Raw genomic sequence first — 24,573 nt, 5'->3', positions numbered from 1 at the left:
GGGATTCTCCAAAGCAGTGGATTCAAAAATACTGTGTTTTTGTACAGTTGTTTTGAAGCCGGATCAATCTCATTTTTTGATGGGTGACCAGTGGCCTGCCCCAGCCAAGCGCTCGGTGTACCCTGGTGTCTAGCGAAGGAGGGTGGTATGCCGATTTCCGACAGTGACTGGAAAAATTACAATGAGCTTTACGAGCTGGCATTGGACCGCTTCTGCCAAGGGGTTCTTGCTGATGCCCAGACGATCGCTCAGAACGAAACTTTATCGGCCCACGCTCGATACGCAACGCTGTATGGCCTCATACGCAGTCGAGACAAGGACCTGGCGATGGCCTTCAACGGACGTCGACGCAGAGAAGTTTCCCTATCTTTGAGGCTGATGGTCGCCTATGACCTGCTGAGCGATCAGGAGCTGATGGTTCTGAGCGACGAGTTACGAGAAGGGATTTCCGACGCTGTTCGTCAGCCCTATGAAATCGAATGGGTCACAGACGCATAGTCTTTTTCGAGCAGAGAACACCATGTTGATCTTCAATCGCACCGAAGCGGCTTGTAACCGCTTTACCGCGTGCACAAAGGCAAAAAAATCACTCCCGTGGAGAAGCCAACGTCACGGCCATCGCGGTGCGCAAAAGCACATCAATGAAATCTCCTGGGTTTTCGAGGATTGTGCCGCCGAGTGGGGAACGTTGCCTTCTGATGAGTTCTCCGCAGGCCGCTTTGATGGTGATATGAACAACACCCCGAGAGGCAGCAAGGGGCACAAGGACTATTACTTTCCAGGCGAGGAAATGATTATTCACTGGTTGCGGCGTTATGGCGGACTGGATGAGCCCAGCCTCCATAACGCCCGTGAACGACGCATGGAAGTGAAACGGGAAATGTGGGCGTTTGAGCGGCAACTTGCCCAAGATGCACTATGAGAAGAAAACCGCTAACACCTGTAGGGTTGCTGTCAGCGCAAGACGAGACTAGTTATCGGCCAACCCCGGCGCTTCACGAATGATGAAATGGTCCAGATTCTCAATCTGAGCACTGAACACCCCGAACGTCTGTTCGGGGTTTTTCTTGCTCGGCACCTGTTTCAGCTCCGGCGTCACGCCATAGAAGAAGCAGTACAGATCCCGCTCGCTCTCGGCGGCATGCTTGATCTCTTCCAGGAACGCTTTGCGCTTGCGGTACTGATCGATCAACTTCTTGCTCAGGTAAACGTTGACCGAATAGGGCCGCTTCTTCGCCTCGCCCGGTAACTTGACCCAGACCTTTTGCTCGAAGTCGACGCGAAAACTGGCGCTGTGATAATCCTCGATCTTCTTGATCTTGCCCCAGTAGATAAGCCCCTTGTTGTCCAGCAGGTATTCAATCTTCTTGAAGAATGAAGCATAGGGCGCCGTGTGCTCGCCAATCTTCAGCGGCATGCGCTTGAGCAGGTCCTTGTCGGCGAAGTTCGACACGAAGCACTCCACCGGATGGGCGAAGACACTGGTCTTGTCCGGCGCTGAATCACGGCTCTGGCGCTCGACAAGATTGGCGGCTGAAGGCGCTCGCTCATCGCGTATCACGTCCGCCACCACCGCCGGGCTGGAAGGCTTGCGCACATACTCACGCCGGGTCAGTAACAGCTCCGAAGGAAAGTGTTCCTCCCGACCGTCATCCGCTTCCGCAGCGTCCGTCTCCAGGCCAGTTGTCGGGGTTTTCAGGCTGGCATAAGGACAACCCTCGACATGCCGTGTGCTGGGAATGTTCTTGAAGTGCGGCGTGCGCACGTAATTCACATTCTTGGCATTGAACGTCCCCAACACATTCGCTGCATCGAACGCCGCCCGACAGGCATCGTTGGGGCACTGGAAATGTTCCCTCGCGGAATCGAAGTCCATCGTCTCGTCGAAATTCAGATCGCGCACGTCATAGATCGACAGCTTGTCGTCGAGGCTGCGGCAGTAGGCGAGGTCGAATTTCATGGGGCTCGGGTCCTTGAGTGGGGAGGGTATTAATAGCGGGAGGTGAGGCGGGTTGCACTGATTGTTTTCAATTCGAAATCGCGGCTATCCACCCACCAGTGGCCAGTGCGTGTAGGGCAGAATGCAAAAACCCCGTTTTCACGGGGTTTTAGTTAAGCGTTAGCTGACAGGCCAGCTTGGGATTTTTCTCTCGACATCAATCCCAGCTAAGCGCACCACCGGTTTGATACTCAATCACCCGCGTCTCAAAGAAGTTCTTCTCTTTCTTCAAGTCCATGATCTCGCTCATCCAAGGGAACGGGTTAGTCGTGCCTGGATACTCTTCTTTCAACCCAATCTGCGACAGACGACGGTTAGCGATGAACTTCAGATAGTCTTCCATCATCGCCGCGTTCATGCCCAGTACCCCGCGAGGCATGGTGTCGCGGGCATATTCGATTTCCAGCTGCGTACCCTGCAGGATCATCTGGGTCGCTTCTTCCTTCATCTCGGCATCCCACAGGTGTGGGTTTTCGATCTTGATCTGGTTGATCACGTCGATGCCGAAGTTCAGGTGCATGGATTCGTCGCGCAGGATGTATTGGAACTGCTCGGCGACGCCGGTCATCTTGTTGCGGCGGCCCATGGAGAGGATCTGGGTGAAGCCGCAATAGAAGAAGATGCCTTCCAGGACGCAGTAGTAGGCGATCAGGTTGCGCAGCAGCTCTTTGTCGGTTTCCGGGGTGCCGGTTTCGAACTTCGGATCGGAGATCGAACGGGTGTACTTCAAGCCCCAGGCGGCTTTTTTCGCGACCGATGGGATCTCGTGGTACATGTTGAAGATTTCGCCTTCATCCATGGCCAGGGATTCGATGCAGTACTGGTAGGCGTGGGTGTGGATCGCCTCTTCGAAGGCTTGGCGCAGAATGTACTGGCGGCATTCCGGGTTGGTGATCAGGCGGTATACGGCCAGGACCAGGTTGTTGGCGACCAGGGAGTCGGCGGTGGAGAAGAAGCCCAGGTTGCGCATCACGATGCGGCGTTCGTCGTCGGTCAGGCCTTCCGGGTTTTTCCAGAGGGCGATGTCGGCGGTCATGTTGACTTCTTGCGGCATCCAGTGGTTTGCGCAGCCGTCCAGGTACTTCTGCCAGGCCCAGTCGTATTTGAAGGGTACGAGCTGGTTGAGGTCGGCGCGGCAGTTGATCATGCGCTTTTCATCGACGGCGACACGGGCGGAGGCGCCTTCGAGTTCGGCGAGGCCTTCGGCGACGTCGAGTTTGTCGAGGGCGGCCTTGGCGCGAATGATCGCGGCCGAGTCGCTGGCCGTCACGGCGCGGGCTTCGAGTGCGGCGGCACCGCCGGCGCTGTCGAGGCGGTCCATGTTGGCTTCAGAAGCGTGGCCGGCGTTGGCGCCTTTTACAGCGACTTCGCCGTCTTCTTTGTCGAATTCGTCCCAGCTCAGCATGACGTGTCGTCTCCTGCGTGAGGGCCAGAAGCCTGGTGAAGGCCTGCTGGCGGCGGTGGATCTTGGAAAATCGTTTCTTGCAGCTGACGCAGGCAATAAACAGAAAAATGTACGGGTCATGCTGAAGCGGCGGTGAACGCGAAAAGGCGAGGGGCCTTTGCGTGGGCTTCAGACTGGCTTGATCCCCTGTAAGGGAATATTGCAGGCCCGTTTAAGGCGGCATTATAAGGACTTTTTTGCCTACGTGGTGCGGCGAAATCGCCCACGGAGGGCGCGGTGGGGGGCGTATTCGCGTTGGAGCGAGGGTTTACAAGGCTTTGGCGGTTATAGATTTTTTTTGCATGAATCGTGCGGCGTGATTTTTTGATCAAAAAACGACCTATTTTTGCGTTTTTACACTACATGTTGTGTTTAGGGAGGGTTTTCGACGTCGCCAGACACAACCAGGCCCGATCAAAATCGGGCCCTGAAAATAGCGGTAATGATCAGCCGTTGGAACAGCCGTTGCCCATGACGCTGTAGCGCAGGATGTGGCGTTGGCCTTTGGAGTCTTCGTATTCCATTTTTGCCGGGACCACTTCGCAGACGTTCGGGACTGCGCTCATGTAAATGATTTTGGCAATGTCCAGGTGGGTGGAGTAGGTGTACTCCTCGATGGCGGGTTTTTGCCGAGGGACATCGGTCGGGGCCTCGTCTGCCATCGCCGTAGCGCAAAGGCTGCCGAGGACCAGAACCCATAAAGCTTTCATCTGATTTCACCTTTCTTGAGGTCGAGTGGGGTCACGCAACCTTTTTGGGGTTGCGTGTGGAGCAAGTATTGGAAGTTTGATTAACGGCCTTCGTGGGGGCTGTGTTGCGTCAATCGTGTTTGCCGGTTGGCGAGATGGATTCTAGGGAGCGGGAGTTGATGCAAACAGACCGGGTTTTGATAAAGACTTTTGGTTGATTTGGTAATAATCGTCAGGAGCCGAGAACTTCTGTTGGCTCTGTTCTGGATTGGCTGGCGTCATCGCGAGCAGGCTCGCTCCCACATGGGGAATGGGTTGTGATTAGGGTCTTGCACGTTTGTACCGACATTTTGTAGGGACTTGTTACTACCATCGTCGAATGGTTCTATAGGCCCGCCCCGGGCTACAACGGGACCATACAAAAACAACTATGTCACCGAGGTAAGAAACATGAGTGCGGCTTCTCTGTATCCCGTTCGTCCCGAGGTAGCAGCCAGTACGCTGACTGACGAGGCGACCTACAAGGCCATGTACCAACAGTCGGTGGTCAACCCGGATGGTTTCTGGCGCGAGCAGGCCAAGCGCCTCGACTGGATCAAGCCGTTCACTACGGTGAAGCAGACGTCCTTCGACGATCACCATGTCGATATCAAGTGGTTTGCCGACGGCACCTTGAACGTTTCCTATAACTGCCTCGACCGTCACCTGGCCGAGCGTGGCGATCAGGTCGCGATTATCTGGGAAGGCGATGACCCGGCCGAGAGTCGCAAGATCACTTACCGTGAACTGCACGAAGAAGTCTGCAAGTTCGCCAACGCCCTGCGCGGCCAGGACGTGCATCGCGGCGACGTGGTGACGATCTATATGCCGATGATCCCCGAGGCCGTGGTCGCCATGCTGGCCTGTACCCGCATCGGCGCGATCCACTCGGTGGTGTTCGGTGGGTTCTCGCCTGAAGCACTGGCCGGTCGCATCATCGACTGCAAATCCAAAGTGGTGATCACCGCCGACGAAGGCGTTCGTGCCGGCAAGAAGATCCCGCTCAAGGCCAACGTCGACGACGCGCTGACCAACCCGGAAACCAGCAGCATCCAGAAAGTCATCGTGTGCAAGCGCACCGCGGGCAACATCAAGTGGAACCAGCACCGCGACATCTGGTACGAAGACCTGATGAAAGTCGCTGGCACCGTTTGCGCGCCGAAGGAAATGGGCGCTGAAGAAGCGCTGTTCATCCTCTACACCTCCGGTTCCACCGGCAAGCCAAAGGGCGTGCAACACACCACGGCCGGCTACCTGCTGTACGCGGCCATGACCCATGAGCGCGTGTTCGACTACAAGCCGGGCGAGATCTACTGGTGCACCGCCGACGTTGGCTGGGTCACCGGCCACAGTTACATCGTCTACGGTCCACTGGCGAACGGCGCGACCACCTTGCTGTTCGAAGGCGTGCCGAACTACCCGGACATCACCCGGGTGGCCCAGGTCATCGACAAGCACAAGGTCAATATCCTCTACACCGCGCCGACCGCTATCCGCGCGATGATGGCCTCGGGCACCGCGGCCGTCGAAGGCGCCGATGGCAGCAGCCTGCGCCTGCTGGGCTCGGTGGGTGAGCCAATCAACCCGGAAGCCTGGGACTGGTACTACAAGAACGTCGGCAAGGAGCGTTGCCCGATCGTCGACACCTGGTGGCAGACCGAAACCGGTGGCGTGCTGATCAGCCCGCTGCCAGGTGCCACGGCGCTGAAACCGGGTTCGGCCACGCGTCCGTTCTTCGGCGTGGTGCCGGCCCTGGTGGACAACCTCGGCAACCTGATTGAAGGCGCGGCCGAAGGCAACCTGGTGATCCTCGATTCGTGGCCAGGCCAGGCGCGGACGCTGTACGGCGACCATGACCGTTTCGTCGACACCTACTTCAAGACCTTCAGCGGCATGTATTTCACCGGCGACGGTGCGCGTCGCGATGCCGATGGCTACTACTGGATCACCGGTCGGGTGGATGACGTGCTCAACGTGTCCGGCCACCGCATGGGTACGGCCGAGATCGAAAGCGCCATGGTCGCCCACCCGAAAGTCGCCGAAGCGGCGGTGGTCGGTGTGCCGCATGACATCAAGGGGCAGGGTATCTACGTCTATGTCACCCTCAACGCCGGTGAAGAAACCAGCGAAGCCCTGCGCCTGGAACTGAAAAACTGGGTACGCAAGGAGATCGGCCCGATTGCTTCGCCGGATGTCATCCAGTGGGCACCCGGTTTGCCGAAGACCCGTTCCGGCAAGATCATGCGCCGCATCCTGCGCAAGATCGCCACGGCGGAATACGACGGGTTGGGTGATATCTCCACGCTGGCCGACCCAGGTGTGGTGGCGCATCTGATCGAGACGCACAAGACCATGAACGTCGCCTGACGACGGTTCGTGTCACCTGAGAGCCCCGCCCGGCAATTGCCGGGCGGGGCTTTTTTATGTGTGACGCATTCTCATGAGGTGAGGATGCCTCTGTGGCGAGGGGATTTATCCCCGCTGGGGCGCGAAGCGGCCCTAAACCCTGACACCTCGGTGTGCCAGACAGATTGAGTCAACTGTCTTGGGGCTGCTGCGCAGCCCAGCGGGGATAAATCCCCTCGCCACAGGGTTGGTGTTCGCCTCATGGTGTCTGCGAATAAATATCGACGTTCAACATCAGACCTTTCGCAACGTTACCGATGTTTAGAAATGTGTAACCAAAGGCACCGTACCGAGGCGATGGGAAACGTCGAGTCCCGGTTCAGGGCATTCGCAGCTTCTCGTTAAAATAAGCCGACACGCTGTGCTTGCCGGATTAGAAGGGTTTGCGAATAATGGGCCCGCAATTTGCAATGTGTATTGGTTTCCTTTCTTTCGCTCTTGCATGAATTTGCAGGGCTGTCAATGTGCTCGAACTGCTTTCTCGATGCTTCTGTAATTTGTTGTCGCATTGAAGAAATATCGGCTTCGGGCCTGTCGTTAGAATGCCGATCACTCGCTCGTCGTGGCCTGCGTTGATAAAAAACGCCCGTTTCCTAGGACGCAGCACCTACGTTCGTTTCACTCATTCGCATATTGGGCTGTTGCTCACTCTGCCGTTTTGCCCTTTACCGATGGAGTCCCAAGATGAAGAAACTTGTGCTGCTTGGCGCCCTGGCACTGTCCGTGCTGTCCCTGCCGACATTCGCCGATGAAAAGCCCCTGAAGATCGGTATCGAAGCGGCTTACCCTCCGTTTGCCTCGAAAGCCCCGGACGGCAGCATCGTCGGTTTCGACTACGACATCGGCAATGCGCTGTGCGAAGAGATGAAGGTCAAGTGCGTGTGGGTCGAGCAAGAGTTCGACGGCCTGATCCCGGCGCTCAAGGTGCGCAAGATCGACGCGATCCTGTCCTCCATGTCGATCACTGAAGATCGCAAGAAGTCGGTGGACTTCACCAACAAGTACTACAACACCCCGGCGCGTCTGGTGATGAAGGCCGGTACCCAGGTCAGCGATGGCCTGACCGAACTCAAAGGCAAGAACATCGGCGTGCAGCGCGGTTCGATCCATGAGCGTTTTGCCCGTGAAGTCCTCGCCCCGTTGGGTGCCGAGATCAAACCATACGGTTCGCAGAACGAAATCTACCTGGATGTCTCCGCCGGTCGCCTCGACGGTACCGTGGCAGACGCTACGCTGTTGGATGACGGCTTCCTGAAGACCGATGCCGGCAAAGGCTTTGCTTTCGTCGGTCCGGCCTTCACCGACGTCAAATATTTCGGCGACGGCGTAGGGATCGCGGTGCGCAAGGGCGATGCCCTGAAAGACAAGATCAATGGCGCCATCGCCGCTATTCGCGAGAACGGTAAATACAAGCAGATCCAGGACAAGTACTTCGCCTTCGACATCTACGGCAAGTAACACCGCCCGCCACTCGTGCGAAATGGCGCAAGCAACAGGCTCCCTGCGGTTTGCGCCATTTTTACATCCCACTTTCGAGGACCTGAATCATGTTGAAAGGCTACGGGGCTGTCATCCTCGATGGCGCATGGTTGACGCTTCAGCTCGCCTTGTCGTCCATGGCCCTGGCCATCGTCCTGGGGTTGATCGGTGTCGCGTTGCGCCTCTCGCCGGTGCGCTGGCTGGCGTGGCTGGGTGACCTGTACTCCACGGTCATCCGCGGTATTCCTGACCTGGTGCTGATCCTGCTGATTTTCTACGGCGGCCAGGACCTGCTCAACCGGGTGGCGCCGATGCTCGGTTATGACGACTACATCGACCTCAATCCCCTGGCAGCCGGTATCGGCACCCTCGGCTTCATCTTCGGTGCCTACCTGTCGGAAACCTTTCGCGGTGCGTTCATGGCGATCCCCAAGGGACAGGCCGAGGCGGGCATGGCGTATGGCATGAGCGGGTTCCAGGTGTTCTTCCGGGTGCTGGTGCCGCAGATGATTCGCCTGGCGATCCCGGGCTTCACCAACAACTGGCTGGTGCTGACCAAGGCGACCGCGTTGATTTCGGTGGTGGGCCTGCAAGACATGATGTTCAAGGCCAAGCAGGCGGCGGATGCCACCCGTGAGCCTTTCACCTTCTTCCTGGCAGTGGCGGCGATGTACCTGGTGATCACCAGTGTCTCGTTGCTGGCATTGCGTCACCTTGAGAAGCGCTACTCGGTAGGCGTAAGGGCGGCTGATCTATGATCTTCGACTACAACGTCATCTATGAAGCTTTGCCGCTGTACTTTGGCGGCCTGCTGACCACCCTGAAGTTGCTGGCGCTGTCGCTGTTCTTCGGCCTGCTGGCGGCGCTGCCCCTGGGGTTGATGCGGGTGTCCAAGCAGCCGGTCGTGAACATGACGGCCTGGCTCTACACCTACGTGATTCGCGGCACGCCGATGCTGGTGCAACTGTTCCTGATCTACTACGGGTTGGCGCAGTTCGAGTTCGTGCGTGAAAGCTTCCTCTGGCCGTGGCTGTCCAGTGCGACGTTCTGTGCCTGTCTCGCCTTCGCCATCAACACCAGCGCCTACACCGCCGAAATCATCGCCGGCAGCCTGCGGGCCACGCCCAATGGCGAGATCGAGGCGGCCAAAGCCATGGGCATGTCGCGCTTCACGCTGTATCGCCGGATCCTGTTGCCGTCGGCCCTGCGCCGGGCGCTGCCGCAATACAGCAACGAAGTGATCATGATGCTGCAGACCACCAGCCTGGCCTCCATCGTGACCCTGATCGACATCACCGGTGCCGCGCGCACGGTGAATGCCCAGTATTACCTGCCGTTCGAGGCTTACATCACGGCCGGCGTGTTCTACCTGTGCCTGACCTTCATCCTGGTGCGCCTGTTCAAACTGGCCGAGCGTCGCTGGCTGAGTTACCTGGCCCCGCGCAAGCACTGATAACGCGTCGATCCGATCGACTGCCCAACGACTGACGTTTTGTGAGAACGACCGCATGTACAAGCTCGAAGTCCAAGACCTGCATAAACGCTATGGCAGTCACGAAGTGCTCAAGGGCGTGTCCCTGAAGGCCGCCGCCGGCGATGTGATCAGCATCATCGGCTCCAGTGGCTCCGGTAAAAGTACCTTCCTGCGTTGCATCAACCTGCTCGAGCAACCCCATGCCGGCAAGATCCTGCTCAACAACGAAGAGCTGAAGCTGGTGGCCAGCAAGGATGGCGCGTTGAAGGCCGCGGACCCCAAGCAGTTGCAGCGCATGCGTTCGCGGCTGTCGATGGTGTTCCAGCATTTCAACCTGTGGTCCCACATGACCGCGCTGGAAAACATCATGGAAGCGCCAGTGCATGTGCTGGGTGTTGCCAAGGCCGAGGCTCGCGAGAAGGCTGAGCATTACCTGAACAAAGTGGGCGTGGCTCATCGCAAGGACGCTTATCCGGGCCACATGTCCGGTGGCGAGCAGCAGCGCGTGGCGATTGCCCGGGCGCTGGCGATGGAGCCGGAAGTCATGTTGTTCGACGAACCGACGTCGGCCCTCGACCCGGAACTGGTGGGCGACGTGCTCAAGGTGATGCAGGCCCTGGCCCTGGAAGGCCGGACCATGGTGGTGGTGACCCACGAAATGGGCTTTGCCCGCGAGGTGTCGAACCAGCTGGTGTTCCTGCACAAAGGCATCGTCGAAGAAAGCGGCAACCCGCGCGAAGTGCTGGTCAATCCGCAATCGGAGCGTCTGCAACAATTTCTTTCGGGCAGCCTCAAGTAATTGCTCCCGTTACGCACCTGATTTGGGTCATGCTGCGCACCACGTGCCAGATGGTCTAATTTGGTTGCAGCCGCTTTTGGCTTTAACACTGTTTTCGTTTCGGATCGCCCGCCATGACTGCCCATCGAATTGGTTTCCTGATTTGGCCCAGCACTAAAGCCTTGACGCTGGCGCTGGCTGAGGAGGCCTTGCGTGTCGCTCAGCGGGTGCACCCGGAAGTGGTCTACGAACTGTCGTTCCTGCAGGCCGAGCCGGCGGGCGAGGGCGCCTGGCAGTTACCCGGCGAGCCCTGGGCGGGCAAGCTTGAAGGGCTCCAGAAGCTGTTCCTGCTGGCCGATGAACCCCCGGCTGCATTGGCCTCCAACCTGAGCAGCGCACTCAAGCAACTGGTGCGTGCCGGTTGTGTGATCGGTGGCTTGTCGGCCGGGGTCTATCCCCTGGCTCAATTGGGCTTGCTCGACGGTTACCGCGCCGCGGTGCATTGGCGCTGGCAGGATGATTTCTCCGAGCGCTTCCCCAAGGTCATCGCCACCAGTCATTTGTTCGATTGGGATCGCGACCGCTTGACCGCCTGCGGTGGCATGTCGGTGCTCGACCTGCTGCTGGCGGTGCTGTCACGGGACCACGGCGCGGAACTGGCCGGTGCAGTGTCGGAAGAGCTGGTGGTCGAGCGCATCCGTGAGGGTGGCGAACGCCAGCGCATCCCGTTGCAGAACCGCCTCGGTTCCAGCCATCCGAAGCTCACCCAGGCGGTGCTGCTGATGGAGGCCAACATCGAAGAACCGCTGACCACCGACGAAATCGCCCAGCATGTGTGCGTATCCCGCCGGCAACTGGAGCGGATCTTCAAGCAATACCTCAACCGCGTGCCGAGCCAGTATTACCTGGAGCTGCGCCTGAACAAGGCTCGGCAGATGTTGATGCAGACCAGCAAATCCATCATCCAGATCGGCTTGTCCTGTGGGTTCTCCTCGGGACCACACTTCTCCAGCGCCTACCGCAACTTCTTCGGCGCCACGCCGCGGGAAGATCGCAACCAGCGACGCAGCAGCAGCCCGTTCGAATTGTCGTCGGTACCGGCCGAGCGGGGCTAGGGCGTCTCCCGCCAGAGGGCAGGGCGCGCGAATAAGGCGATCTATACAACACAGCTGTGGGAGCGAGCCTGCTCGCGATGGCGTCGGCACAGTTGGCATCGATGTCGACTGACATTGCGCTATCGCGAGCAGGCTCGCTCCCACAGGTGATCTGTGCCCGGCAATGGAAATGTAGATGCCGCCGCCTCAAGTCCCCCGACAACGTTTAAACTGCGCCTTTGCGACGCTATTTGTCGCATTGCCATAAACCCAATGAAAACGGGGTTTGGCGCTATAAGAAGTTGTCGCTTGGCGGCAAGGCCGGGCTGAAAACTGTCCTTACAATCCTCACCAAGCTCGCCATTTCCAGGCGAGTGTTTCTCTTCAGGAGACTCCGATGTCCGTTGAGCAAGCCGCGGTACAACGCGCCGATTTCGACCAGGTAATGGTCCCCAACTATGCGCCTGCTGCCTTCATTCCCGTGCGTGGCGCCGGTTCCCGCGTGTGGGATCAGTCCGGCCGCGAGTTGATCGATTTCGCCGGTGGTATTGCAGTCAACGTGTTGGGCCACGCCCACCCGGCGCTGGTTGGCGCGCTCACCGAGCAGGCCAACAAGCTGTGGCACGTCTCCAATGTATTCACCAACGAACCGGCGCTGCGCCTGGCTCATAAACTGGTCGACGCGACATTCGCCGAACGCGCGTTCTTCTGCAACTCCGGTGCCGAAGCCAACGAGGCCGCCTTCAAGCTGGCCCGTCGTGTTGCGTTCGATCGTTTCGGCACTGAAAAGTACGAAATCATCGCCGCGCTCAACAGTTTCCACGGCCGCACGCTGTTCACCGTCAACGTCGGTGGGCAGTCGAAATATTCCGATGGTTTCGGTCCGAAGATCACCGGTATCACCCATGTTCCCTATAACGACCTGGCGGCCTTGAAAGCGGCCATTTCGGACAAGACCTGCGCCGTGGTGCTGGAGCCGATCCAGGGCGAAGGCGGCGTGCTGCCGGCCGAGCAAGCCTACCTGCAAGGCGCCCGCGACCTGTGCGATGCGCACAATGCGCTGCTGGTGTTCGACGAAGTGCAGACCGGCATGGGCCGCAGCGGCGAACTGTTCGCCTACATGCATTACGGCGTGGTCCCGGACATCCTCACCAGCGCCAAGAGCCTGGGCGGTGGTTTCCCGATCGCGGCGATGCTCACCACCGAAGCGCTGGCCAAGCACCTGGTCGTCGGTACCCACGGCACCACTTACGGCGGCAACCCGCTGGCGTGCGCGGTGGCCGAGGCGGTGATCGATGTGGTCAACACCCCTGAAGTGCTCGGCGGCGTCAAGGCCAAGCATGACAAGTTCAAGACCCGCCTGGAGCAGATCGGCGAGAAGTACGGCCTGTTTTCCCAAGTGCGAGGCCTGGGCCTGTTGCTCGGCTGCGTGCTGAACGACGCCTGGAAAGGCAAGGCCAAGGACATCTTCAACGCCGCCGAACAGGAAGGCCTGATGATCCTGCAGGCCGGTCCGGATGTGATCCGTTTCGCCCCGAGCCTGGTGGTGGAAGACGCCGATATCGACGCCGGCCTGGACCGTTTCGAGAAGGCCGCGGCGAAGTTGAGCCAAGCCTGATTCTTTCAGGCTTGACCGGCCCCATTTGGGGGCGGGCTTTTGTGGGAGCGAGCCTGCTCGCGATGGGGATCACCTCGCTCCACTGGACAGACCGAGTCGTCTGCATCGCGAGCAGGCTCGCTCCCACATAAAGCAGTATTTTTTCTCTGAGTCTCGACCTGATGGTCGAACCCTTTATTTCAAGTTAAGGAGTGACACCATGCTGGTGATGCGCCCCGCGCAAATGGCGGATCTGGGCGAGGTACAGCGTCTGGCTGCGGACAGTCCGATCGGTGTCACTTCCTTGCCGGATGACGTGGAACGCTTGAGCGACAAGATCGCCGCGAGCGAAGCCTCGTTTGCCGCCGAAGTCAGTTTCAACGGTGAAGAAAGCTATTTCTTCGTCCTTGAAGACACGGCCACCGGCAAACTGGTGGGCTGTTCGGCCATCGTCGCATCGGCCGGTTATTCCGAACCGTTCTACAGCTTTCGCAACGAGACGTTCGTCCATGCCTCCCGTGAGCTGAAGATCCACAACAAGATCCACGTGCTCTCCCAATGCCACGACCTGACCGGCAACAGCCTGCTGACCAGTTTCTATGTGGTCCGCGACCTGGTGGGCACCCCATGGGCAGAACTCAATTCCCGCGGGCGCCTGCTGTTCGTCGCCAGCCATCCGGAGCGGTTCGCCGATTCGGTGGTGACCGAGATCGTCGGCTACAGCGATGAAAATGGCGATTCGCCGTTCTGGGACGCCATCGGTCGCAATTTCTTTGACCTCAACTACGCTGCCGCCGAGCGGCTGTGCGGGCTGAAAAGCCGCACCTTCCTGGCCGAGTTGATGCCGCATTACCCGATCTACGTGCCACTGCTGCCGGACGCCGCCCAGGAAGCCATGGGACAGGTTCATCCGCGTGCGCAGATCACCTTCGACATCCTGATGCGCGAAGGCTTCGAGACCGATCATTACATCGACATCTTCGACGGCGGCCCGACCCTGCATGCCCGCGTCTCGGGGATTCGCTCGATTGCCCAGAGCCGCGTGGTGCCGGTCAAACTCGGCGAACCGGTCAAGGGTGCCGGCCGGCAATACCTGGTGGCCAATGCGCAGTTGCAGGATTACCGCGCCGTGTTGCTCGAGCTCGATTACGCGCCGGGTAAACCGGTGACCCTGGACATGGAAGCGGCCGAGGCACTGGGCGTTGGCGAAGGCGCCAGCGTGCGCCTGGTGGCGGTTTAAGTCTGAGTTTCGCGGGTGGCATGAGCGGCCCGTCTGAGGAGAAAGCATGATCGTTCGTCCCGTACGCAGCAGCGATTTACCCGCTCTGATCGCCCTGGCCCGCAGCACCGGCACCGGCCTGACCACCTTGCCGGCCAACGAAGAGCGCCTGGCCCATCGGGTTGGCTGGGCCGAGAAGACCTTTCGCGGCGAAGCCGGGCGTGGCGATGCGGACTACCTGTTCGTGCTCGAAAACGATGACGGCCAGGTGGTGGGCATCTCCGCCATCGCCGGGGCCGTGGGCCTGCGTGAGCCCTGGTACAACTTCCGCGTTGGCCTGACGGTGAGCGCTTCCCAGGAACTGAACATCTACCGGGAAATCCCGACGCTGTTCCTGGCCAACGACCTGACCGGCAATTCCGAGCTGTGCTCGCTGTTCCTGCATGCCGATTACCGCAATGGCCTCAACGGCCGCATGCTGGCCAAGGCGCGGCTGCTGTTCATCGCCGAATATCCGCAGCTGTTCGGCAACAAGATCATCGCCGAGATGCGCGGCATGTCCGACGACACCGGCCGTTCGCCTTTCTGGGAGAGCCTGGGCCGGCACTTCTTCAAAATGGAATTCAGCCAGGCCGATTACCTGACCGGGGTCGGCAACAAGGCGTTCATCGCCGAACTGATGCCCAAGTTCCCGCTGTACACCTGTTTCCTGTCCGAGGATGCCCGCGCCGTGATCGCCCAGGTTCATCCGGACACCGAGCCGGCCTTGTCGATGCTCAAGAGCGAAGGCTTCAACTATCAAGGCTACGTCGACATCTTCGATGCCGGCCCGGCCGTGGAGTGCGAAACCGCCAAGATCCGTGCTGTCCGTGACAGCCAGGCCCTGGTGCTGGCCATCGGTACGCCGGGCGACGACGCCACGCCGTTCCTCATCCATAACCGCAAGTGCCTGGATTGCCGCATCACGGCAGCGCCGGCGCGCTTCGCCTCGGGCACCCTGGTGGTCGATCCGCTGACCGCCAAACGCCTTCAACTCAACGCCGGCGATCAAGTGCGCGCCGTTGCGTTGTCTGCTCGGGAGTCGAAATGATGAACTCGCTGTATATCGCGGGAAGCTGGCTGGAAGGCCAGGGCGACATGTTCGAGTCGTTGAACCCGGTGACCCAGCAAGTGCTGTGGTCGGGCAAGGGCGCCACGGCGGCGCAGGTCGAATCGGCGGTGCAGGCTGCGCGCCAGGCGTTCCCGGACTGGGCCCGACGCTCGCTGGATGAACGTATCCAGGTGCTGGAAGCCTTTGCCGCGGCGCTGAAGAGCCATGCTGACGAACTGGCCCACTGCATCGGCGAGGAAACCGGCAAGCCGTTGTGGGAAGCGGCCACCGAAGTCACCAGCATGATCAACAAGGTCGCCATCTCGGTGCAGAGCTACCGCGAGCGGACCGGCGAGAAGAGCGGCCCCCTGGGCGACGCCACCGCGGTGCTGCGGCACAAGCCGCACGGGGTGGTGGCGGTATTCGGCCCTTACAACTTCCCCGGTCACTTGCCCAACGGCCACATCGTGCCGGCGCTGCTGGCGGGTAACTGCGTGTTGTTCAAGCCGAGCGAGCTGACCCCGAAAGTCGCCGAGCTGACGGTCAAGTGCTGGGTCGAAGCCGGTTTGCCGGCGGGTGTGCTGAACCTGCTGCAAGGTGCGCGGGAAACCGGTATCGCCCTGGCAGCCAATCCGGGCATCGACGGGCTGTTCTTCACTGGCTCCAGCCGCACCGGCAATCTGTTGCATCAGCAGTTCTCCGGTCGCCCGGACAAGATCCTGGCGCTGGAAATGGGCGGTAACAATCCGCTGGTGGTGGACGAGGTGGAGGACGTCGATGCGGCGGTCTACACCATCATCCAATCGGCATTCATTTCCGCTGGCCAGCGCTGCACCTGCGCACGCCGATTGCTGGTGCCGGAAGGGGCGTGGGGCGATGCCCTGCTGGCGCGCCTGGTGGCGGTCAGCTCGACTATCGACGTCGGCGCGTTCGACCAGCAACCGGCGCCGTTCATGGGCTCGGTGGTTTCCCTGGGTGCGGCGAAAGCCTTGATGGACGCGCAGAATCATCTGCTGGGCCTCGGCGCCGTGGCGCTGTTGGCGATGACTCAGCCACAGCCTCAGGCCGCATTGCTGACGCCAGGGATCCTCGATGTGACGGCGGTGGCCGAACGTCCTGATGAAGAGCTGTTCGGGCCACTGCTGCAAGTGATCCGCTACGCGGATTTCCCGGCGGCCATCGCCGAGGCCAACAACACCCAGTACGGCCTGGCCGCCGGCTTGTTGTCCGACTCCCAGGAGCGCTATCAGCAGTTCTGGCTGCAAAGCCGTGCCGGTATCGTCAACTGGAACAAGCAGTTGACCGGCGCTGCCAGCAGCGCGCCGTTCGGCGGCGTCGGCGCCTCGGGCAACCATCGCGCCAGCGCCTATTACGCGGCCGACTATTGCGCGTACCCGGTGGCGTCCCTGGAGACGCCGAGCCTTGTCATGCCGGCTGCCCTGACTCCCGGCGTGAGAATGGCGTAGCGCCAATCGCGAGCAGGCTTGCTCCCACAAGGGTTGCGCAAAACCCTGTGGGAGCGAGCCCGCTCGCGATAGCAGCGCCGCCGTTGTTACTTGATGCCTATAAAAAACAGATCCTCGTGGAGCCTCGCTGATGAAATCCTTTGAAGTCAACTTTGACGGTCTAGTGGGGCCGACCCATAACTACGGCGGGCTCTCGTACGGCAACGTCGCGTCCCAGAGCAACAGCCAGGCGTGCTCCAATCCAAAGGAAGCAGCATTGCAGGGCCTGGCGAAAATGAAAGCGCTGATGGACATGGGCTTCCAGCAGGGTGTACTGGCGCCACAGGAGCGCCCCGACGTGGCTGCCCTGCGCCGGTTGGGCTTTGCCGGCAGCGACGCCGAGGTCATCCAGCAGGCCGCGAAAGAAGCGATGCCACTGCTGGTCGCCAGTTGCTCGGCCTCCAGCATGTGGGTGGCCAACGCCGCCACCGTCAGCCCAAGCGCCGATACCGCGGATGGCCGCGTGCATTTCACCGCCGCCAACCTGAACTGCAAATACCATCGCAGCATCGAGCATCCGACCACCAGTCGCGTACTGGGGGCGATGTTTGCCGATCAACAGCACTTTGCCCATCACTCCGCGTTGCCGGCGGTGGCGCAGTTCGGCGACGAAGGGGCGGCCAACCACACCCGTTTCTGCCGGAGCTACGGTGAGGCGGGCGTCGAGTTCTTCGTGTTCGGTCGCAGTGCTTTCGACACCCGGTACCCGGCGCCGCAGAAATACCCGGCCCGCCAGACCCTCGAAGCGTCCCGCGCGGTCGCCCGTTTGCATGGCCTGCGGGAAGAGGGCGTGGTGTACGCCCAACAGAACCCGTCGGTGATCGACCAGGGCGTGTTTCACAACGACGTGATCGCGGTCGGCAATGGCGAGGTGTTGTTCTATCACGAGGACGCGTTTCTCGAGACCGACAAGATGCTCGCCGAACTGAGCGGCAAACTCGCCAAGGTCGGTGGGACTTTTCAGTCTGTGTGTGTGCCGCGTTCGGCGGTTAGCGTCGATGACGCGGTACGTTCCTACCTGTTCAATAGCCAGCTGCTGTCGCGTCCCGACGGCTCGATGCTGTTGATCGTGCCGGAGGAGTGCCGCAGCAACCCGCGTGTCTGGCAATACCTGCAAGGCCTGACGGGCTCTGGCGGGGTGATTCGCGAAGTAAAGGTCTTCGACCTCAAGCAGAGCATGCAGAACGGTGGCGGCCCGGCTTGCCTGAGGCTGCGCGTGGCCCTCAATGAACCCGAACTGGCGGCCGTCAATCCAGGGGTTATCATGACGGCGCCGTTGTACGATTCGCTGACCCAATGGGTCGAGCGGCATTACCGCGACCGTATGACCGAAAGCGACCTGGCGGACCCGCAATTGCTGCTCGAATGCCGGTCGGCACTGGATGAACTGACACAAATCCTTAAACTTGGCGCGGTTTATCCTTTCCAGATCAATTGAAAGCGCGCGCGACCTGACTACAGTCAAAGCAGGGCGCGTGGCCTTATCTCCAGACGAGAACGTAAAAACATGAGCGATGCACTGCAGCTGATTCTTGAAGACACCGACGGCACCCAGTTGGAAACCTCTTGCACCCGCGTGGCGGTGATGTGGCAGGGCAAGGAGTTGTGGATCCAGCAGGACGGCCGCGGTCAGCTGCTGATCGGCGTGGACGTCGAGGAAGGGGATGAGGAATATGCCAACCTGTTGTTGCGCCCGTTGGCAACCAACTTGGTCAGCCTGCAGTTGGAAATGGAACCGGCCGATCTCGGCGACGATGACCATGTCCATGGGCCGGATTGCGGCCACGACCATTAAGGAAACCGCGCTATGCTCGCCCTCGGCAAACTGCTTGAACTGACCCTCGCCGGCCGTGAACCGGCGGAGAAGACTCAACTGACTGTCGAAGGCGTGCGGATGCGCTGGTTGAGCGAGGGCGCGCTGGAGGTCAAGCCGCCCGAAGCCCGGGATAATGGCCTGGACCTGCTGTTGTCGGCGGGGATCCACGGTAACGAAACCGCGCCAATCGAATTGCTCGACCGGCTGCTGCATGACATCGCCCGTGGTGACGTGAAGCCTCGGGCACGCATTCTGTTCCTGTTCGGCAATCCCGAGGCCATCCGCCGCGGTGAGCGTTTCGTCGAGCAGGACGTCAACCGGCTGTTCAATGGCCGTCATGAACTGAGCGGCGGCCCGGAAGCGCTGCGGGCGTGCGAGCTGGAGCGGCTGGCTGCCAGCTTCTTCAACCGGCCAGAGCGCAGTCGCTTGCATTACGACCTGCACACGGCCATCCGCGGCTCGAAGATCGAACAGTTCGCCCTGTACCCCTGGAAGGAAGGTCGCCAGCACTCACGTCGTGAATTGGCCCGCCTGCGTGCGGCGGGCATGGAAGCGGTGTTGCTGCAGAACAAGCCGTCCATCGTGTTCAGTGCCTATACCTACGACCAGCTCGGCGCCGAATCCTTTACCCTGGAACTGGGCAAGGCCCGGCCGTTCGGGGAGAACGAAGGCGTCAACGTCAGCCTGCTGGAAACCCGCCTGAAGCAGATCATCGAAGGCAACGAGCCTGAGCTGGACGAAGGGCTGGATGGCCTGCAACTGTTCAGCGTGGCTCGGGAAATCATCAAGCACAGCGACAGCTTCCGCCTGAACCTGCCGGCGGACATCGAAAACTTTTCGGAGCTGGGAAAAGGCTATGTGCTGGCCGAAGACATCGCCCAGACCCGTTGGGTGATCGAAGAAGAGGGTGCGCGGATCATCTTCCCCAACCCCAAGGTGAAGAATGGCTTGCGGGCGGGCATCCTGATTGTGCCGGCCACGGATGAAAACCTGGCCTGAATCCAACGCCGAACCTTTGTGGGAGCGAGCCTGCTCGCGATAGCGGAGCATCAGTCAACATTGACAGTGACTGACACTCCGTCATCGCGAGCAGGCTCGCTCCCACATTGGGTTCGGTGTTTAGACGGCTAAGGCGCGCTGTTCGCTACGACGCAACGCCCGGGTCTTGTGCAGCGTATCGGCGCAGGTCTTCGCCGCTTCCTGGCCCTTGTGCACGAAGTGCTCGAAAAAGAACTTCTGGTGCTCTTCCCCAGCATGGAAGTGGTGCGGCGTGAGCACCACCGAGAACACCGGTACCTCGGTTTCCAGCTGCACCTGCATCAGGCCGCTGATCACCGATTGGGCGACGAACTCATGCCGGTAGATGCCGCCATCCACCACCAGGCCGGCGGCGGCGATGCCGGCGTAACGGCCGGATTTGGCCAGCAGCTTGGCATGCAGCGGGATCTCGAAGGCGCCACCGACTTCGAAGAAGTCGATATCACTTTCCTGGTAGCCCTGGTTGAGCATTTCCGCGACGAAGCCGTGACGGCTCTGGTCGACAATTTCCTTGTGCCAGCAGGCCTGGATGAACGCAACGCGTTCGCCCGGATGTTTGATTTTGCTGTCGATTGCAGTGGGTTGCATGTTCTGGTTCCTGTTTGTGTGAAAAACAGGGCGTCATGAATCGAAGGGGAGTCGAGGATGCGCTGCGCACAGATAGTCGCAAGCGGTCCTTGGGTGCCGATCCCGTTCTCTCTTCATCCGGACTATGACCGTCGGCCCCGGGATCACACCGGGTCTGCTGACCTTGCCGCCGCACTGTAATAAGCCGTGCATCGCCAAGCGCTCGCGGGCTATGCACCTTGCGTGCAATTACCGCCGGTGGGGAATTACACCCCGCCCTGAGAACGTTTTGCCGCTACGCTATGTGGCGGCGCAGGATTTTTAACACATAACCTCCTGTGGGGGCGAGCCTGCTCGCGATGGCGGTCGTACATCCAGCATCGCTGCAAGCTGAACCACCGCTATCGCGAGCAGGCTCGCTCCCACAGGGTGTGTCTTTTCCTTCTGGCGGTCTTGATTATTCATCGCCATGACCGCAGTAATTACCCTTCGAAAGGGAATTCCTTCCACCAGCACCCGAGGCCAGATTCATGAGCGTTATCGATCTTCGCAGCGACACGGTCACCCAACCTTCCGCCGCCATGCTGGATGTCATGGCCGGCGCGCCGACCGGCGATGACGTGTACGGCGAGGACCCGACTGTCAATCGGCTCGAAGCCGAACTCGCCGGGCGCCTGGGGTTCGCGGCGGGGCTGTTCGTGCCCAGTGGCACCATGAGCAACCTGCTGGGGTTGATGGCTCATTGTGAGCGTGGCGATGAGTACATCGTCGGCCAGCAGGCCCACACCTACAAATACGAAGGCGGCGGCGCGGCGGTGCTCGGTTCGATCCAGCCCCAGCCCCTGGAGGTGCAGGCGGACGGTTCCCTGGACCTGGCGCAAGTCGCCGCGGCGATCAAGCCTGATGACTTCCACTTTGCCCGCACCCGCCTGCTGGCCCTGGAAAACACCATGCAAGGCAAGGTGCTGCCATTGGAGTACCTGGCCCGCGCTCGGCGCTTCACCCAGGAGCACAGCTTGGCGCTGCACCTGGACGGCGCCCGCTTGTACAACGCGGCGGTCAAGCTCGATGTCGACGCGCGGGAGATCACCCAGCATTTCGATTCGGTGTCGGTGTGCCTGTCCAAAGGCCTGGGGGCGCCGGTCGGTTCGGTCCTGTGCGGCAGCGTCGGCTTGATCGACAAGGCGCGCCGGTTGCGCAAGATGGTTGGCGGCGGTATGCGCCAGGCCGGGATCCTGGCCGCAGCGGGGCTGTATGCCCTCGATCATCAGGTCCAGCGCCTGGCCGACGACCATGCCAATGCCCGGCGCCTTGCCGAAGGGTTGCAGGCGGCGGGTTATGAGGTCGAGCCGGTGCAGACCAACATGGTTTATGTGCACATGGGCGAACGGGCCGAGGCGCTCAAGGCATTTGCCGCCGAGCGGGGCATCAAGCTCATTGCCGCACCGCGCCTGCGGATGGTGACGCACCTGGACGTCAGCGCTGCGCAAATCGACCGGGTGATTGCCACTTTCGTCGAATTTTCCGGCAACTGATCGCCCAAGCGACCCAATTGACAGTTTCTATCGCATAACACGCTGTACCCCAAGCGCAGGGCCGATATAATGCGGCCCTTTGCCGTTGCTTCGTCTGTTGACGTTTTGCACAGGCCTTTGGCCGCAGCCTCCGTGGAAGAACCTAATGAAAAGCGCAGAAATCCGTGAAGCCTTCCTTCGCTTCTTCGAAGAGCAAGGCCACACCCGAGTAGCCTCCAGCTCTTTGATCCCAGGCAATGACCCGACCCTGCTGTTCACCAACGCGGGGATGAACCAGTTCAAGGACTGCTTCCTGGGCCAGGAGAAACGTGCCTACACCCGTGCGGTGAGCAGCCAGAAGTGCGTGCGTGCCGGCGGCAAGCACAACGACCTGGAAAACGTCGGTTATACCGCTCGTCACCACACGTTCTTCGAAATGCTGGGTAACTTCAGCTTCGGCGACTATTTCAAGCGCGACGCCATCACCTTCGCCTGGACCTTCCTGACCTCCGACAAGTGGCTGAACCTGCCCAAGGAGAAACTCTGGGTAACGGTCTACGCCACCGATGACGAAGCCTATGACATCTGGACCAAAGAGGTCGGTGTCCCGGCCGAGCGCATGGTGCGCATCGGTGACAACAAGGGCGCGCCTTACGCCTCCGACAACTTCTGGACCATGGGCGATACCGGCCCGTGCGGCCCTTGCACCGAGATCTTCTACGATCACGGCGCCGACATCTGGGGCGGTCCACCCGGCTCGCCGGAAGAAGACGGCGACCGTTACATCGAGATCTGGAACAACGTCTTCATGCAGTTCAACCGCACCGCCGATGGCGTGTTGCATCCGCTGCCGGCGCCGTCGGTCGACACCGGCATGGGTCTGGAGCGGATCAGTGCGGTGCTGCAGCACGTCCACTCCAACTATGAAATCGACCTGTTCCAGAGCCTGCTGAACGCCTCGGCCAAGGCCATCGGTTGCACCAACGACAACCAGGCCTCGCTGAAAGTGGTAGCCGACCATATCCGTTCCTGCGGCTTCCTGATTGCCGACGGCGTGTTGCCGTCCAACGAAGGCCGTGGTTACGTGCTGCGCCGGATCATCCGTCGCGCCTGCCGTCATGGCAACAAGCTGGGCGCCAAGGGCAGCTTCTTCTATCAGATCGTCGCGGCCCTGGTGGCCGAGATGGGCGAGGCCTTCCCGGAACTGAAATCCCAGCAGGCGCACATCGAGCGTGTGCTCAAGGCCGAAGAAGAGCAGTTCGCCAAGACCCTGGAGCAGGGCCTGAAGATCCTCGAGCAGGACCTGGCCGAACTCAAGGGCAACGTGGTGCCGGGCGACGTGGTGTTCAAGCTGTACGACACCTATGGTTTCCCGATGGACCTGACCGGCGACATCGCCCGCGAACGCAACCTGACCCTCGACGAAGAAGGCTTCGAGCGCGAGATGGAAGCCCAGCGGGTGCGTGCACGCTCCGCCAGCGCCTTCGGCATGGACTACAACAGCCTGGTCAAGGTTGACGTGGCCACCGAGTTCACCGGTTACGCCGGCACCACCGGTTCGGCCAAGATCGTGGCTATCTATAAGGACGGCCAGTCGGTCGACATCCTGAGCGAAGGCCAGGAAGGCGTGATCGTGCTCGACACGACCCCGTTCTACGCCGAGTCCGGCGGCCAGATCGGTGACAGCGGTTACCTGCAGGCCGGTAGCTCGCGCTTCGACGTGCGCGACACCACCAAGACCGGCGGTGCATTCCTGCACCACGGCGTGCTGGCTTCGGGCAGCCTGATGGTCGCTGCCCCGGTGTCCGCCCATGTCGACGCCGAAGTGCGCCACGCCACATCGCTGAACCACTCTGCCACGCACTTGTTGCACGCCGCGTTGCGCCAGGTGTTGGGCGAGCATGTCCAGCAGAAGGGATCGTTGGTCGATAGCCAGCGCCTGCGCTTTGACTTCAGTCACTTCGAAGCCATCAAGCCAGAGCAACTGAAGGCCCTGGAAGATATCGTCAACGCCGAGATTCGCAAGAACTCCCCGGTAGAAACCGAAGAAACCGACATCGACACCGCCAAGAAGAAAGGCGCGATGGCGTTGTTCGGCGAGAAGTACGGCGACAGCGTGCGCGTGCTGAGCATGGGCGATTTCTCGGTGGAGCTGTGCGGTGGCATCCACGCCAACCGGACCGGCGACATCGGCCTGCTGAAGATCATCAGTGAGGGCGGGGTGGCCTCCGGCGTGCGGCGTATCGAAGCGGTCACCGGTGCCGCGGCGCTGGCGTACCTCAACGCCGCCGAAGAACAACTCAAGGAAGCGGCGAGCCTGATCAAGGGCAGCCGTGACAACCTGATCGACAAGCTGTCGGCAGTGCTGGAGCGCAACCGCCTGCTGGAGAAACAACTCGAGCAACTGCAGGCCAAGGCTGCCAGCGCCGCGGGCGACGATCTGTCGGCCCAGGCCGTGGACGTCAAGGGTGTGAAAGTGCTGGCCGTGCGTCTGGACGGTCAGGATGGCAAGGCCCTGCTGGGGCTGGTCGATCAGCTGAAAAACAAACTCGGCCGCGCAGTGATCCTGCTCGGCAGTGTCCATGAGGAAAAGGTCGTTCTCGTCGCAGGCGTGACCAAGGACCTGACCGGCCAACTCAAAGCCGGTGATTTGATGAAGCAGGCCGCTGCGGCAGTGGGCGGCAAGGGCGGTGGTCGTCCGGACATGGCGCAAGGCGGCGGTACCGACGTTGGCGCACTGGACGCGGCACTGGCCCAGACCGTTGCATTTGTAGAGCAGGGTATTTAAGGCGGTGCTTCGGGCTCGCGGTCTAGTCGCGGGCCCG

General features: G+C 60.6%; 20 protein-coding genes, 1 pseudogene and 1 riboswitch. Of the genes and pseudogenes, 17 read left to right on the top strand and 4 right to left on the bottom strand.

All coding sequences use genetic code 11. The features are described 5' to 3' along the window. Nucleotides 1-147 precede the first annotated feature (147 nt). Both N005_RS10280 and N005_RS10275 read left to right on the top strand, forming a co-directional pair. Nucleotides 148-498: a hypothetical protein gene (locus N005_RS10280; RefSeq protein ID WP_047701105.1), complete on the top strand. Its 351-nt coding sequence runs from the start codon at nt 148-150 to the stop codon at nt 496-498. 109 nt (nt 499-607) lie between these two features. Next, nucleotides 608-922, top strand: a pseudogene (locus N005_RS10275) (DUF6933 domain-containing protein); the annotation flags it as partial. A 48-nt stretch (nt 923-970) separates the two neighbouring features. Here N005_RS10275 and N005_RS10270 read toward each other — a convergent pair. The 3 genes from N005_RS10270 to N005_RS10260 form a co-directional block, all read right to left on the bottom strand. Beyond that, a complete protein-coding gene (locus N005_RS10270) occupies nt 971-1,960 on the bottom strand; it encodes a hypothetical protein (RefSeq protein ID WP_047701104.1) in 990 nt (329 codons plus the stop codon). A 196-nt stretch (nt 1,961-2,156) separates the two neighbouring features. Further along, nucleotides 2,157-3,404 (bottom strand): ribonucleotide-diphosphate reductase subunit beta, encoded by a 1,248-nt coding sequence (locus tag N005_RS10265; RefSeq protein WP_024776511.1) that lies wholly within the window; start codon nt 3,402-3,404, stop codon nt 2,157-2,159. A 485-nt stretch (nt 3,405-3,889) separates the two neighbouring features. After that, nucleotides 3,890-4,153, bottom strand: coding sequence for a DUF2790 domain-containing protein (locus N005_RS10260; protein WP_047701103.1), 264 nt, complete (start codon nt 4,151-4,153; stop codon nt 3,890-3,892). A 429-nt stretch (nt 4,154-4,582) separates the two neighbouring features. Here N005_RS10260 and acs point away from each other — a divergent pair, with 429 nt between their 5' ends. From acs to astE, 13 genes are all read left to right on the top strand, one after another. After that, nucleotides 4,583-6,538 carry an acetate--CoA ligase gene (acs, locus tag N005_RS10255; protein ID WP_047701102.1) on the top strand — a complete coding sequence of 652 codons (1,956 nt, stop codon included), beginning with the start codon at nt 4,583-4,585 and terminating at the stop codon, nt 6,536-6,538. A 723-nt stretch (nt 6,539-7,261) separates the two neighbouring features. Then, nucleotides 7,262-8,035, top strand: coding sequence for an ABC transporter substrate-binding protein (locus tag N005_RS10250; RefSeq protein WP_047701101.1), 774 nt, complete (start codon nt 7,262-7,264; stop codon nt 8,033-8,035). A gap of 89 nt (nt 8,036-8,124) precedes the next feature. Further along, nucleotides 8,125-8,814 (top strand): ABC transporter permease, encoded by a 690-nt coding sequence (locus tag N005_RS10245; RefSeq protein ID WP_025215109.1) that lies wholly within the window; start codon nt 8,125-8,127, stop codon nt 8,812-8,814. Continuing rightward, nucleotides 8,811-9,509: an ABC transporter permease gene (locus tag N005_RS10240; protein ID WP_041023510.1), complete on the top strand. Its 699-nt coding sequence runs from the start codon at nt 8,811-8,813 to the stop codon at nt 9,507-9,509. The genes N005_RS10245 and N005_RS10240 overlap by 4 nt, the downstream gene beginning before the upstream one ends. A gap of 55 nt (nt 9,510-9,564) precedes the next feature. Further along, complete coding sequence (locus N005_RS10235) at nt 9,565-10,329, top strand: ABC transporter ATP-binding protein (RefSeq protein ID WP_047701100.1); 765 nt, start codon at nt 9,565-9,567, stop codon at nt 10,327-10,329. Nucleotides 10,330-10,442: 113 nt separating this feature from the next. Further along, nucleotides 10,443-11,423, top strand: coding sequence for a transcriptional regulator ArgR (gene argR, locus N005_RS10230; RefSeq protein ID WP_047701099.1), 981 nt, complete (start codon nt 10,443-10,445; stop codon nt 11,421-11,423). 376 nt (nt 11,424-11,799) lie between these two features. Then, entirely contained in the window at nt 11,800-13,020 is a 1,221-nt protein-coding gene (locus N005_RS10225) for an aspartate aminotransferase family protein (RefSeq protein WP_047701098.1), read from the top strand. A gap of 199 nt (nt 13,021-13,219) precedes the next feature. Beyond that, nucleotides 13,220-14,239, top strand: coding sequence for an arginine/ornithine succinyltransferase subunit alpha (gene aruF / locus N005_RS10220; protein WP_041023506.1), 1,020 nt, complete (start codon nt 13,220-13,222; stop codon nt 14,237-14,239). 46 nt (nt 14,240-14,285) lie between these two features. Beyond that, nucleotides 14,286-15,308 carry an arginine N-succinyltransferase gene (astA, locus tag N005_RS10215; protein ID WP_047701097.1) on the top strand — a complete coding sequence of 341 codons (1,023 nt, stop codon included), beginning with the start codon at nt 14,286-14,288 and terminating at the stop codon, nt 15,306-15,308. Then, entirely contained in the window at nt 15,305-16,774 is a 1,470-nt protein-coding gene (astD, locus tag N005_RS10210) for a succinylglutamate-semialdehyde dehydrogenase (protein WP_162843597.1), read from the top strand. The genes astA and astD overlap by 4 nt, the downstream gene beginning before the upstream one ends. Before the next feature lie 130 nt (nt 16,775-16,904). Next, the gene (gene astB / locus N005_RS10205; RefSeq protein WP_047701095.1) at nt 16,905-18,251 is read left to right on the top strand and encodes an N-succinylarginine dihydrolase; all 1,347 of its coding nucleotides are present in this window, start codon (nt 16,905-16,907) and stop codon (nt 18,249-18,251) included. 69 nt (nt 18,252-18,320) lie between these two features. Beyond that, entirely contained in the window at nt 18,321-18,608 is a 288-nt protein-coding gene (locus tag N005_RS10200; RefSeq protein ID WP_024776525.1) for a hypothetical protein, read from the top strand. A 12-nt stretch (nt 18,609-18,620) separates the two neighbouring features. After that, nucleotides 18,621-19,628, top strand: coding sequence for a succinylglutamate desuccinylase (gene astE / locus N005_RS10195; RefSeq protein ID WP_047701094.1), 1,008 nt, complete (start codon nt 18,621-18,623; stop codon nt 19,626-19,628). A gap of 120 nt (nt 19,629-19,748) precedes the next feature. On the opposite strand, the gene N005_RS10190 is transcribed toward astE, so the two are convergent. Beyond that, the gene (locus tag N005_RS10190; protein ID WP_047701093.1) at nt 19,749-20,255 is read right to left on the bottom strand and encodes a 6,7-dimethyl-8-ribityllumazine synthase; all 507 of its coding nucleotides are present in this window, start codon (nt 20,253-20,255) and stop codon (nt 19,749-19,751) included. A gap of 100 nt (nt 20,256-20,355) precedes the next feature. Further along, a riboswitch (FMN riboswitch) is annotated at nt 20,356-20,524 on the bottom strand. A 240-nt stretch (nt 20,525-20,764) separates the two neighbouring features. On the opposite strand from N005_RS10190, the gene ltaE reads away from it, so the two are divergent. Both ltaE and alaS read left to right on the top strand, forming a co-directional pair. Next, on the top strand, nt 20,765-21,769 hold the full coding sequence (gene ltaE / locus N005_RS10185) for a low-specificity L-threonine aldolase (protein ID WP_047701092.1): 1,005 nt from the start codon (nt 20,765-20,767) through the stop codon (nt 21,767-21,769). Between the two features lie 145 nt (nt 21,770-21,914). Then, entirely contained in the window at nt 21,915-24,536 is a 2,622-nt protein-coding gene (gene alaS, locus N005_RS10180) for an alanine--tRNA ligase (RefSeq protein ID WP_047701091.1), read from the top strand. Nucleotides 24,537-24,573: the final 37 nt, after the last annotated feature.

Origin of the sequence: Pseudomonas mediterranea CFBP 5447 (genome assembly GCF_000774145.1) — a bacterium.
Classification (GTDB): Bacteria; Pseudomonadota; Gammaproteobacteria; order Pseudomonadales; family Pseudomonadaceae; genus Aquipseudomonas; species Aquipseudomonas mediterranea.
Note: the sequence above shows the minus strand (reverse complement) of the source record. Positions and strands in the feature narration are given on the sequence as shown.

Excerpts from the sequence above, each read along its gene's own strand:
- N005_RS10225 (WP_047701098.1), top strand. The coding sequence starts at position 11,800 with ATGTCCGTTGAGCAAGCCGCGGTACAACGCGCCGATTTCGACCAGGTA.
- N005_RS10270 (WP_047701104.1), bottom strand. The coding sequence starts at position 1,960 with ATGAAATTCGACCTCGCCTACTGCCGCAGCCTCGACGACAAGCTGTCG.
- N005_RS10265 (WP_024776511.1), bottom strand. The coding sequence starts at position 3,404 with ATGCTGAGCTGGGACGAATTCGACAAAGAAGACGGCGAAGTCGCTGTA.
- N005_RS10280 (WP_047701105.1), top strand. The coding sequence starts at position 148 with ATGCCGATTTCCGACAGTGACTGGAAAAATTACAATGAGCTTTACGAG.
- N005_RS10260 (WP_047701103.1), bottom strand. The coding sequence starts at position 4,153 with ATGAAAGCTTTATGGGTTCTGGTCCTCGGCAGCCTTTGCGCTACGGCG.
- astE (WP_047701094.1), top strand. The coding sequence starts at position 18,621 with ATGCTCGCCCTCGGCAAACTGCTTGAACTGACCCTCGCCGGCCGTGAA.
- ltaE (WP_047701092.1), top strand. The coding sequence starts at position 20,765 with ATGAGCGTTATCGATCTTCGCAGCGACACGGTCACCCAACCTTCCGCC.
- N005_RS10250 (WP_047701101.1), top strand. The coding sequence starts at position 7,262 with ATGAAGAAACTTGTGCTGCTTGGCGCCCTGGCACTGTCCGTGCTGTCC.
- alaS (WP_047701091.1), top strand. The coding sequence starts at position 21,915 with ATGAAAAGCGCAGAAATCCGTGAAGCCTTCCTTCGCTTCTTCGAAGAG.
- argR (WP_047701099.1), top strand. The coding sequence starts at position 10,443 with ATGACTGCCCATCGAATTGGTTTCCTGATTTGGCCCAGCACTAAAGCC.
- N005_RS10200 (WP_024776525.1), top strand. The coding sequence starts at position 18,321 with ATGAGCGATGCACTGCAGCTGATTCTTGAAGACACCGACGGCACCCAG.
- astD (WP_162843597.1), top strand. The coding sequence starts at position 15,305 with ATGATGAACTCGCTGTATATCGCGGGAAGCTGGCTGGAAGGCCAGGGC.
- acs (WP_047701102.1), top strand. The coding sequence starts at position 4,583 with ATGAGTGCGGCTTCTCTGTATCCCGTTCGTCCCGAGGTAGCAGCCAGT.
- aruF (WP_041023506.1), top strand. The coding sequence starts at position 13,220 with ATGCTGGTGATGCGCCCCGCGCAAATGGCGGATCTGGGCGAGGTACAG.
- N005_RS10235 (WP_047701100.1), top strand. The coding sequence starts at position 9,565 with ATGTACAAGCTCGAAGTCCAAGACCTGCATAAACGCTATGGCAGTCAC.
- astA (WP_047701097.1), top strand. The coding sequence starts at position 14,286 with ATGATCGTTCGTCCCGTACGCAGCAGCGATTTACCCGCTCTGATCGCC.
- astB (WP_047701095.1), top strand. The coding sequence starts at position 16,905 with ATGAAATCCTTTGAAGTCAACTTTGACGGTCTAGTGGGGCCGACCCAT.
- N005_RS10190 (WP_047701093.1), bottom strand. The coding sequence starts at position 20,255 with ATGCAACCCACTGCAATCGACAGCAAAATCAAACATCCGGGCGAACGC.
- N005_RS10245 (WP_025215109.1), top strand. The coding sequence starts at position 8,125 with ATGTTGAAAGGCTACGGGGCTGTCATCCTCGATGGCGCATGGTTGACG.
- N005_RS10240 (WP_041023510.1), top strand. The coding sequence starts at position 8,811 with ATGATCTTCGACTACAACGTCATCTATGAAGCTTTGCCGCTGTACTTT.